Raw genomic sequence first — 10,542 nt, forward strand, 5'->3', positions numbered from 1 at the left:
AAGGGGCACGGAAGACACAGGAGAAGACCATGCATCAGAGGAGACGGATCGTCGCGCTGGCAGTGGCAAGCATCGTGTCTGGTGCCTTCGCGAACCAGGCTCTGGCGGGCACGCCTGAGGCGCAGAAATGGGTGGATAGCGAGTTTCAACCAAGCACGCTTTCGAAACAGCAACAGATGGACGAGATGAAATGGTTCATCGACACCGCGGCGAAACTGAAATCGCAAGGCGTCAAGGAGGTTCATGTCGTATCGGAAACGATCGACACGCATACCTACGAATCCAAAACGCTTGCCACCGCGTTCAGTGAAATCACCGGCATTCAGGTGAAGCACGACATCATTCAGGAAGGCGACGTCGTCGAGAAATTGCAGACCTCGATGCAATCCGGGCAAAGCATTTACGACGGCTGGATCTCGGACTCGGACCTGATCGGCACGCACTATCGCTATGGCGTGATCGTTCCGCTATCCGATTACATGACAGGCGAAGGCAAGGAATATACGAACCCCGGTCTTGACCTGAAAGACTTTATCGGCACGAGTTTTACGACCGCGCCGGACAAAAAGCTTTATCAGCTTCCCGATCAGCAGTTCGCGAACCTTTACTGGTTCCGCGCGGACTGGTTCGCACGCAAGGACTTGCAGGACAAGTTCAAGGCGAAATATGGCTACGATCTCGGCGTGCCGGTCAACTGGTCCGCGTATGAAGACATCGCCGAGTTCTTTACGAACGACGTCAAAACCATCGACGGAGAAAAAGTCTACGGCCATATGGATTACGGCAAGAAAGACCCGTCGCTCGGCTGGCGCTTCACGGACGCATGGCTTTCCATGGCGGGCGAAGCCGACAAGGGCATTCCGAATGGCATGCCCGTCGACGAATGGGGCATTCGCGTGACGCCTGACGGCTGTCATGCGGTAGGCGCGTCGGTGTCGCGCGGCGGTGGCACTAACAGCCCGGCAGCAGTCTATGCGACGACCAAATACATCAACTGGCTGAAGAAATACGCGCCGCCAGAAGCGTCGGGCATGACCTTCAGCGAAGCGGGCCCAGTGCCCGCGCAAGGCCGGATCGCGCAACAGGTGTTCTGGTACACCGCGTTCACGGCGTCGATGCTCAAGCCGGGCAACGTCACGAATGCGGACGGCACTCCGAAGTGGCGCATGGCGCCGTCCCCGCACGGCGCTTACTGGAAGGACGGCATGCAAAACGGCTATCAGGACGTCGGCTCGTGGACGTTCTTCAAGTCGACGCCGCCGAATCAGCGCGCCGCCGCGTGGCTGTACGCGCAGTTCGTGACGTCGAAGAGCGTGTCGCTCAAGAAGTCGATTGTCGGTCTCACGTTCATTCGCGATTCTGACATCCATAGCGACTACTTCACGAAAAACGCGGACAAGTACGGCGGCTTGATCGAGTTCTATCGCAGCCCGGCGCGCGTCGCGTGGACGCCGACCGGCAACAACGTGCCCGACTATCCGAAGATGGCGCAACTCTGGTGGAAGAACGTCGGCACCGCCGTCGCCGGCGAGAAAACGCCTCAGGCTGCAATGGATAACCTCGCGAAGGAAATGGACCAGGTGTTGTCCCGTTTGCAGCGGGCCGGCATGAAGGTTTGCGCGCCGGAGCTGAATGCGCAAAGCGATCCGTCCAAGTGGCTGTCGGACCAACACGCGCCGTGGAAGGCGCTCGCCAACGAAAAGCCGAAGGGCGAAACAGTGAAGTACGAGCAACTGCTGTCGGCGTGGAAGGCGGGCAAGGTGCGGTAAGTCATCCGACGGCGCTCGGCGCTTATGAAAAGGCGGCACTTGATGGTGCCGCCATTTTTTTATTGCGTCCTGTCGACGAATTGCATCCGCAGCAGCGCGGCGCCTACGTCGAGACGCTACTTGCCAGCCGACGTTACATGCGGCGTATGTCCGGGCAGATCCACGGGTTGACTGATAGCGAAGGACAGACCGAGCTTCGACAACCTGCTCTACCCTTCTCGAAACAATTTCCCGGCGCCGTGCATCGCTCTCTTTCACAGCGCACGAGCGAAGGTGGTAGCTATTGAAGATCTGCCGCTGGCGCGGCATGTGGATTTGGCCGCCTTCGTAGCGCCGTACCGCATCGGAGTCGTCAAAGTCTGGCGTCTTGAGCCGCGTCGCGTTCGTGCGTTCGTGCCGAAGCGTCAGTACATGCTTGCACACCGATGAGCGAATCGCGCCGCGCCCGGCTCTCGATTCGAGGATGAAGGGCGTCGCGCCAGCGCTTGCGTCGCCGAAAGCCGAACTACCGAAGCCATCCAGCCTGCGCTGCACGGAGTGCCAATAGGCCGTTACCAGCGATGCCAGTCAAGCCCAACAGCATCAGCGCTCCGGTCGGTCCGATCGCTGCTGCAAGTGCGCCGGCCAGCAGCGTTCCGATTGGCCAACATCCGATTCCCACAGTCACGAGGCCGAAGACACGGCTGCGCATGGCACCGGGCACGGACTCGATCACGATGGTCGTCTGATGAATGTTGTACGCGGCGCTCCCGAGTCCGCCGATGAAGAGCACAAGCAGCAGCAAGGCAACCGGGCATTGGTATGAGCTCGCGAATCCGGCAACCGCTATCGCCAGAAAGAGGAGGATCGATCCCGACAGCAACCAGCGAAGAGAGTGCCGGCGCATCCGAGCGCTTCCTATCACCGCGCCGGCGACAAAGGAACCTGCCGGTTCGGCAGAGGACAGCACGCCAATCATCAAGGCCGACAGGTTGAAGGTCTCTCTTCCGAGAGGCGTCAGCAGAACGTTGTAGCTGTAACCGCACAAATTCGTGATAACCGTCACGGTAAGAAGCGCCATGATCGTTCTGCTGGCGCGCGCATAACGCCCTGCTTCGATGAGATCTCCGCCAATCCGGGACAAGGAAAGCCGCCCGGTCGACACTTGCACGGTATCGAGTCGGTAAATGAGCGCGGCGGCGCAAAGAGAAGCCGCCGCAGAGAGAAAGTACGATGTAGCGACGCCGAGCGCTCCGTAGATCCAGCCTCCCAGCAACGGGCCGATGCATCGCGTCGCATAGTTGGTCATGCTGTCGATGGCGACCGCGCGAGACGCCTTCGCGGTACCTGCCGTCTCGGCGATCATGCGCCGTCGTGCAGGCATCTCGGTGGCATAGACAACACCGCTCACGAACGCGGCAGCGCAAAGTTGCCACGTAGACAGCGCGCCGAGGAACGACAAGACCGCGACCGTTGTCGACGAAGCGCTCGCCAGTAGCAATCCGAAAAACACGATCTTCTTCCGGTCTACTGCCTCGGCGACCACGCCCATGACCGCTCCGCTTAGAAGTAGCGGCAGACTTCGGCAGGCAGAAACCACCGCAACGTCCACGGCGGAGTTCGTCGCCTTGAAGGTGAACAGCGCGGCGGCCAGCATTTCGAGCCACATCATCGAGGTCGACACCGCTCCGGCGGTCCAGAGCGGCATGAAGCCTTTTGCGCGCATCACGCTTATCGAACGCAGCGAACGCCCTACGGTCATTTGGTCGTCTTCCATGTCGCGCGAAGATCGCGAGTCTGTTGCCCAACCAGAAAAGCCAGGCATGCCCCCGAGCACGCACAGCGAGCGCGACCGCAACGAGTAATCGGATTAGATCGTACAGTCAAGTTCCGGTCGCGTAACGCCGACAATGCTCGAGGTACCCCGCTTCATGGTTGCTCACCAACTGGACGATGCTGTTCCAAAGCCATGGCGGCGCGTCGATGGTCTTCGATCGATTGCGACCGAGTTCCGCTCGCCACTCCCGCTTCGTTGCGTCGTCCATCTGCCGCGCATGTGCCTTACCTACGACAGCCGCGAGATAGTGCGCGACGTGCATCGCGTCATCCTTGCCGAGTTCCTCGATCTCGAGCTTCATGTCCTGCGGCAACAACTCGCGAATAACCACTCCGCGATCGAGCAGGCGCGCTGCGCGCATTCGCTCACCGAGATACGGCGAAAGGTTTCGGGCACCTTCAAGGACACGCAACGCGTTGTCGCGCGGCATCGCCACATCATCATAACGGGGCGCCGCGGGCTTCACGCCTTCCTTGATGTCCATCAGACACAGGTCGTCGCCTTCCACGACGCCACCATCGACATCGAGCAGGACCGCATAGCGCAGACGGCCGAGGGAACTGCAACCCTTCACCCAATACGCCGCGTCCAGCACGACAACCTCGCCCGAGTCTTTGCGACCCTTCAGGCTGGTCGGCAGACTCGCAATGTCTTCGTCGGCGAAAAGCGCTTCGATCGCCTTTCGCTCGTCTCTGGCAAGAGGCCAGAATCGCTTTCCCAGGGGAATCGCCGGATGCAGATCGTCGATGCGCTCACGCGCGAGATGCTGCCACGACCGGCGCACGGCTTCCTTCATCGTTACGTGAACGGGTTCAGGACGTTTGATGTCAATGACCTCACCTGCGAACGCCGATTCATATCCGGCAGCCAACGCCTCGATCATTCGCACGACGTTCAGGCCGGACAATGAGGACCCGCGCGCAGCCGTCGCCAGCGACAATCCCAGGCGGACGACGTCATGCACGGGATTGCCGATCACCGTCTGATCGAGGTCGCGAATCTGGATCTCCACTTTGCCTTTCGCATTGGCGATCGGCCCGAGATTGCCGGTGTGGCAGTCGCCGCAAATCCAGATCGCCGGGCCGTGAGGCAGCGAGTCTCCGTTCGCCTCGATCACCCACTCGTAAAATCGTTCTGTATTGCCCCTGACGTATGCGTGCGGCGAGCGCGCCATCTTGCAACGGCGCAGTTCGTTGAGAAGCGCCTGTCGGTCATCGGGCGCGGGCATCCGCTTGTTCGTTTCGCTGTTCTTGGTCATATTGTTTGCCGTGGGTGACTGATCAGCAGAGCAGGAGCTGTGCCGTTGTCTTCCAAACGGCTTACGCGGTCGGCAAAGTGCCCGGTGATGCTCTCCAGATTTCCCCCGACCTGTTCCAGTGCGAACGACAGCGTCGACAACGACTGCAGCTGACGTAAATCTGCCTCGATGCCGGAAATAGCGGCCGCGATGTCGGACCGGATAGCCGCGGACGCATCGTTCGGCGGCCCGAGAAAACGTTCGGCCGTTGGCAGCGGTCCGCCGCCGCCAATCCACGCAGCCAGTGCTCGCAGATAGTCGCTCGCGCAATCGCGTACTCGCGTACTCGCTCGATCGCGACGCCAGCGGCTCTCTCCTTCGCTTTCAGCCCGCCGCATTGCGATTGCCCCATGCGATCGAGCAGCGCCGAGCGACGATTGGGTCTCGAAGCGCGCACGCACGCGCCGTCGAGGACGACACGGAAGAGTTCGGTTCCCCAAAAAAAACAGCCTCACCCGCAGTCGACGAGCCGACGGCACGGTCAATGCTGACACTGTCGCAACATCGCGACGGCCGATTTCCACCGGACGGCCCTGCCGCATCACGCCTATCCCTGGAGCCTCCGATGCCTGTCCGCACCGACCCTACGCTCGCTGAATCCGAATCGACTTCCACTCCGCCAGAAACCGGGCGGCGCTCGTTCCTGTTACGCGGAAGCGCGGGCATCGCGGTTGCGCTCACCGCCGCTTCGGCCGGCAGCGCGTGGGCTGCCGGTCCGACGGGCGCCGACGCCAATCAAGTCAAGCTCCCGCTGATTCAGGATCCGAACACCGAGCAGAAGGAAGAGACGCCGGACGCCAACCTGCCGCCCGACGATCGCATCGGTTACGCGATCGTCGGACTCGGTCGACTGTCGCTCAACCAGATCCTGCCCGCGCTCGCGCAGTGCAAATACTCGAAGGTCTCCGCGCTGGTTTCGGGCGATCGCACGAAGGCGCTGCGCGTCGCGCACCAGTACGGCGTGCCGGAGGCTGACGTCCACGACTATCAGAGTTTCGAGCGCCTCGCCGAGAACCCGCGCGTGCAGGTCGTCTACATCGTCTTACCCAACGGCATGCACAAGGAATTTACGTTGCGTGCCGCGAAGATCGGCAAGCACGTGCTCTGCGAAAAGCCCATGGCGAACAGCGTCGCCGATTGCCAGGCAATGGTCGACGCGATGAAGCGCGCGAACCGCAAACTCATGATCGCATATCGCAGCCAATACGAGCCGATGGATCGCATGATCGCGAAGATGGTGAAGGACAGGCAACTTGGGCCGCTGCGCGAGTTCATCGCGGGCAATTCACAGAACGTCGGCGATCCGTCGCAATGGCGATTGAACAAAGCGCTGGCAGGCGGCGGTGCATTGCCCGATATCGGGCTTTACTGCCTGAATGCAGTGCGCTTTCTTTCCGGCGAGGAGCCGCAGGAAGTCATCGCGACGGTGTATCGGCCGGAGTCCGATCCACGCTTTGTCGAAGTGGAGGCGTCCGTGCACTTCATCCTGCGATTTCCAAGCGGACTGACGGCGACGTGCATGTCGAGCTATGCAAGTCACGAGTCCCGTTTCTTCAGGCTGCAGGGCGCGCAGGGCTGGGTGGAGATGGATCCGGCGTTCGGCTACAACGGATTGCGCATGCGGCACGGCACATTGCTGGACGGCAAGAGCGCGACCACCGAAGTGCAGATCGATCCGCAGAATCAGTTCGCGCGCGAGATCGATCACATGTCGGTGTGCGTGAAAGATGACATCGTGCCGCACACACCGGGCGAAGAAGGCTTACAGGATCAGCGCATCATCGAGGCGATATACGAATCCGCGCGCACCGGCCGCGCAATCAGGCTCGCCGCGCCCGCAGTCCCGACACGCGGCCCCGATCCGCAGATGGAAGAGTTTTGAGAAGTTCTGCGATTCTCCCTTTGTGCGGACGAGGACACGTCCGGGATCATTCTGATCGCGCATTCCGCAGCGGCAAGCGAGTCCGAACGTGAGATACCCTTGGCGGGCCTCATGACGACGCGGTGCGACTTCGTTTCAAATAGCGCGCGATGAACGTGCGCGTCTCGTCGTGAGGAAAACGCACAGCCACGCTTTCGCCGCTGACCATTTCGACAATACCTTCGCCATAGCGACGCACGACGACTCGTTCGCCTCGCTCGAATGTCGGCATCGTCCGCTTGGGCTTTGTCTCTTCTTCCTTTCGGGCGTGTTCGACAAGCTCGCGTGGGCTCTCCATCACTTCCGGTGGATGCAGGCAGTTATCGCATGCACCACATGTCTTATCGCCGAGTTCATCATCGGGCGGGGCGTAGCGAACGTCCGATGCGGAGTCCGTGTTGTGCGCGAAGTAGTCGAGCAGAATGCGCCAGCGGCACTGGGCGCTTTGCGCATAGCTGATCATGCGTTTCAGCACGTCCCGGTCTCGCTCAGCGCGCGCTGCATAGGCGTGCGATGCATCGCCGAGTTTCGCCTCGGCCTTGCTGCCGTCCTCATCGGTCAGCTTCATGCCACCGTGGCGCGTGCGGCGCGTCATGCCGATATCGTGAAGCAAAGTTGCCGCAACGCGCAACTTGTTCGCGCCCACGTCAGGCAACGCGTGACGCAGGCGCTCGAGCGGCTTCTCCAGCGTCTTGCTGCTCGTTTCGTTCGCGAGTTCACGCACGGTCCGCGCAACGCGTTCGATGGTCTGCGCACTGGGATAGCGGCCGCTCAGAAAAAACTGCTGCACCTGCTTGTCCTTCAGTTCGAACAGCAACGTGCAGCAGGCCGGCTCGCCGTCGCGTCCACTGCGGCCTGCTTCCTGATAGTACGCATCGAGACTGCCCGGCATCTGCGCATGGATGACGAAGCGGATATCGGGCTTGTCGATGCCCATACCGAACGCATTGGTTGCGACCATTACACGCGCGCGGTCCTCCATGAAAGCATCCTGTGACGCCGATCGCACGCTTGCCGCGAGCTTGCCGTGATAACGCTCGGCTTCCACGCCCGCTTCGATCAGGGCCGCATGAAGCGCCTCGCATTCCGCGACGGTCGCACAATAGACGATGCCGCTGCCCTTCTCGCTGCACGCCAACTCTACGGCGCGCTTGCGCCTATCCTCGGGGTTCGTCATTTGTTCGACGGCGAAACGCAGATTGTCGCGATAGACGCCCGTATGAATGACATTGGCCTGCCGCATCTGAAGCTCGCGCATGATATCGGTCATGACCGCAGGCGTCGCCGTTGCGGTGAGTGCGAGTACCGGCGGGCGGCCCAATAACTTTATCGCCTGAATCAGTTCGACATACGCGGGACGAAAATCGTGCCCCCACTGGGAGATGCAGTGCGCCTCGTCGACGACTACCAGCGCGATCTCGGGCACATCCAATCCCTTGAGATCCGCGAGAAACTCCGTATCGACCAGACGTTCCGGTGTAACGAAAAGCATGCGCAATGCGTGTCTGGAGAGAGCATCCATTGCATCGTGCAGTTCGCTCGCCGAGAGCGCGCTGTTGAGCACCGCATTTGCAATGCCGGCTTCGGTCAACTTCGTTGCCTGATCGCGCATGAGCGATATCAGCGGCGATACGATGATCGTCATGCCTTCGAATTGCAGCGCTGGCAGTTGGTAACAGAGCGACTTGCCCGCGCCGGTAGGCATGACCGCCAAGGTATCGTGCCCGTCCATCACGCTGCGAATGACGTCTTCCTGGCCTGCTCGCAGATTCGGAAAACCGAAGACGCGGCGCTGCGCAATTTCCAGTTCCCGGTCGAGCGGCTTGCGCGCGGGCGTCATAGTCGGATGCATACGAGTCGATCGTTCGAGGTTGTACCAGGCTCGAGCATTAGACGAGCAGACCCATTCTGCGCGCCATGTAAGTAGCGGAAGTCCGATTCTTACGACGAGTGATCTACTCGCTGGTCCTTTCCTGTTGTACAGGCTCGTCCGCGGCGGCATTGCTCGGAGTTACGCCTTGCGCGTCCTCTGCGCTGATCGACGCTACTGCCTGCTCCCAGAACTCCTCCGCGCGCCCCTCAGGGGAGCCTTCCCGCTCCCATATCTCATAGGCACGACGACGAATGCGGTCTTGCTCTTTCTGATCATCCATGACCTTCTCCCTGGAATGCGGCAATGTCGCCGCCGGATCGAAGCTTGCACGACGATGACGCAACGATCGTGCCGCGTGCGTTCCCTGCGCCCGTCTTTCGGAAAGACCTTGCGCAAATTGCCTGCAGGAATCCGCTTCTCGGTCGGCGCCGCCTGAAAGGCAATGCCGACCGAAGCGGCGGATCGGCTACGAGCCCATCTCGGTACCGGGCATGTCCAGTGCAGCGTCCGCGCCAGACGAAGCCGCCGTTATCCGCGCTCGACGGGCGCCGGCGAAGAAGATACCCGCGCCGGACAGTGTCGCGGGGACTGCCAGGATGAGATAGAGCGCTGCGTTGGACCAGCCCGCTGACAGCATCAACGCGCCACCAAACGATCCCGCGATCGCACCGATTCGCCCGACGCCGAGCGCCCAGGCCACGCCCGTCGCCCGGCTCGATGTCGGATAGAAACCCGATGCGATGACATTCGCGCAAACCTGCGAGCCGCTCACGCAAAAACCCGTCAGGAAGATGCACGCGGCAAGCCACCAGGCCGAGCCCGCAACCGCGAGCGATGCGACCGCCGCCGCGCCAATGAGATAAGCCGCGCTCACGACCTTGTAGGCGTCGAACCGGTCGATCATGACGCCCAGTACGATCGCCCCAAGCACGCCTCCGCCTTGCAGCAGGCCCGCGAAAACCGACGCCTGTTTGAGGGACAGGCCCGAACGCGCTCCGAGAATCGGGAGCCAGTTGATCAGCATGTAGAGGAGCAGCAGGCTCATGAAGAACGCGAGCCACAATAGCAGCGTGCCGCGCCGATAATCGGGATCGAAGAGCCGCCTGACGGGCGAAGCACTGGCCCGCTCGTCGGATGCGAAGTAGCGTTGCTCGGCTGCCGCGCGATCGGGCGCCACGCGTTTCAGGATCGCTGCGATACGCATTTCGTTTCCCTTGCCGAGCGCGAGGAAGCGAACCGATTCGGGCAACGCGAGCCACAAGACCGGCGCAAGCATCAACGGAAGCAGCCCGCCGATGATCAGCACGCCTCGCCAGCCGAACTCCGCGACCAGGTACGCCGTGACCACGCCGCCAAGCGCGGAGCCCAGCGAGAAGCCGCAGAACATCAAGGTCAGCAAGGTACCGCGCCGCCGCTCCGGACTGAGTTCCGATGTGAGCGTGATTGCATTCGGCATCGCGCCGCCCAGTCCGAAGCCGGTCAGGAACCGCAGCGCGACCAGCCACACGATGTCCGGCGCGGCCGCCGATGCGAGGCACGCCGCGCCAAACCACCCGACCGACAGGATCAGCACGCCGCGCCGCCCTATGCGGTCCGCCAACGGCCCGCTCAGGAAAGCGCCCAGCATCAGACCGAGCAGACCGGCGCTGAAAAGCGGTCCGAGCGCCATCACCGACAGGTTCCAGTCGCTGCGCACATGCGGCGCGATAAAGCCGATGATGGCGATATCGAATCCATCCAGCGCCACGATCAGAAAGCACAGCAGTCCGATCATGATCTGGAAGCGCGACACGCGCGCCTCGTCAATGATGTCGCGCACGTTCACCGGCTCACGCCGCAATTCGTTGGCGTCCATGAAGTCTCCTT

The 10,542-nt window shown here is 61.6% G+C and carries 8 protein-coding genes; 3 read left to right on the plus strand and 5 right to left on the minus strand.

The annotated features are described in order from the left end of the window. Nucleotides 1-29: 29 nt before the first annotated feature. Together ACEN42_RS33465 and ACEN42_RS33470 are read left to right on the plus strand one after the other, a co-directional pair. Nucleotides 30-1,769, plus strand: a complete 1,740-nt coding sequence (locus ACEN42_RS33465; RefSeq protein ID WP_187603336.1) for an ABC transporter substrate-binding protein — start codon at nucleotides 30-32, stop codon at nucleotides 1,767-1,769. Further along, a complete protein-coding gene (locus ACEN42_RS33470; RefSeq protein WP_371882944.1) occupies nucleotides 1,745-2,056 on the plus strand; it encodes a hypothetical protein in 312 nt (103 codons plus the stop codon). The genes ACEN42_RS33465 and ACEN42_RS33470 overlap by 25 nt, the downstream gene beginning before the upstream one ends. Before the next feature lie 218 nt (nucleotides 2,057-2,274). Here ACEN42_RS33470 and ACEN42_RS33475 read toward each other — a convergent pair whose 3' ends face one another. Next, the gene (locus ACEN42_RS33475; RefSeq protein WP_371882945.1) at nucleotides 2,275-3,525 is read right to left on the minus strand and encodes an MFS transporter; all 1,251 of its coding nucleotides are present in this window, start codon (nucleotides 3,523-3,525) and stop codon (nucleotides 2,275-2,277) included. Nucleotides 3,526-3,631: 106 nt separating this feature from the next. Further along, complete coding sequence (locus ACEN42_RS33480) at nucleotides 3,632-4,843, minus strand: DUF2252 family protein (protein ID WP_371883216.1); 1,212 nt, start codon at nucleotides 4,841-4,843, stop codon at nucleotides 3,632-3,634. Nucleotides 4,844-5,447: 604 nt separating this feature from the next. On the opposite strand from ACEN42_RS33480, the gene ACEN42_RS33485 reads away from it, so the two are divergent. Continuing rightward, the gene (locus tag ACEN42_RS33485) at nucleotides 5,448-6,764 is read left to right on the plus strand and encodes a Gfo/Idh/MocA family protein (protein ID WP_371882946.1); all 1,317 of its coding nucleotides are present in this window, start codon (nucleotides 5,448-5,450) and stop codon (nucleotides 6,762-6,764) included. 109 nt (nucleotides 6,765-6,873) lie between these two features. Here ACEN42_RS33485 and ACEN42_RS33490 read toward each other — a convergent pair whose 3' ends face one another. From ACEN42_RS33490 to ACEN42_RS33500, 3 genes are all read right to left on the minus strand, one after another. Then, a complete protein-coding gene (locus ACEN42_RS33490) occupies nucleotides 6,874-8,655 on the minus strand; it encodes an ATP-dependent DNA helicase RecQ (protein WP_371882947.1) in 1,782 nt (593 codons plus the stop codon). Between the two features lie 103 nt (nucleotides 8,656-8,758). After that, a complete protein-coding gene (locus ACEN42_RS33495) occupies nucleotides 8,759-8,956 on the minus strand; it encodes a DUF2934 domain-containing protein (RefSeq protein ID WP_371882948.1) in 198 nt (65 codons plus the stop codon). A 186-nt stretch (nucleotides 8,957-9,142) separates the two neighbouring features. Further along, nucleotides 9,143-10,531 (minus strand): MFS transporter, encoded by a 1,389-nt coding sequence (locus tag ACEN42_RS33500; RefSeq protein WP_371882949.1) that lies wholly within the window; start codon nucleotides 10,529-10,531, stop codon nucleotides 9,143-9,145. Between the last annotated feature and the right edge of the window lie 11 nt (nucleotides 10,532-10,542).

It is taken from the genome of Caballeronia sp. S22 (genome assembly GCF_964261745.1).
Classification (GTDB): Bacteria; Pseudomonadota; Gammaproteobacteria; order Burkholderiales; family Burkholderiaceae; genus Caballeronia; species Caballeronia jiangsuensis.

Excerpts from the sequence above, each read along its gene's own strand:
- ACEN42_RS33465 (WP_187603336.1), top strand. The coding sequence starts at position 30 with ATGCATCAGAGGAGACGGATCGTCGCGCTGGCAGTGGCAAGCATCGTG.
- ACEN42_RS33475 (WP_371882945.1), bottom strand. The coding sequence starts at position 3,525 with ATGGAAGACGACCAAATGACCGTAGGGCGTTCGCTGCGTTCGATAAGC.
- ACEN42_RS33480 (WP_371883216.1), bottom strand. The coding sequence starts at position 4,843 with ATGACCAAGAACAGCGAAACGAACAAGCGGATGCCCGCGCCCGATGAC.
- ACEN42_RS33485 (WP_371882946.1), top strand. The coding sequence starts at position 5,448 with ATGCCTGTCCGCACCGACCCTACGCTCGCTGAATCCGAATCGACTTCC.
- ACEN42_RS33490 (WP_371882947.1), bottom strand. The coding sequence starts at position 8,655 with ATGCATCCGACTATGACGCCCGCGCGCAAGCCGCTCGACCGGGAACTG.
- ACEN42_RS33495 (WP_371882948.1), bottom strand. The coding sequence starts at position 8,956 with ATGGATGATCAGAAAGAGCAAGACCGCATTCGTCGTCGTGCCTATGAG.
- ACEN42_RS33500 (WP_371882949.1), bottom strand. The coding sequence starts at position 10,531 with ATGGACGCCAACGAATTGCGGCGTGAGCCGGTGAACGTGCGCGACATC.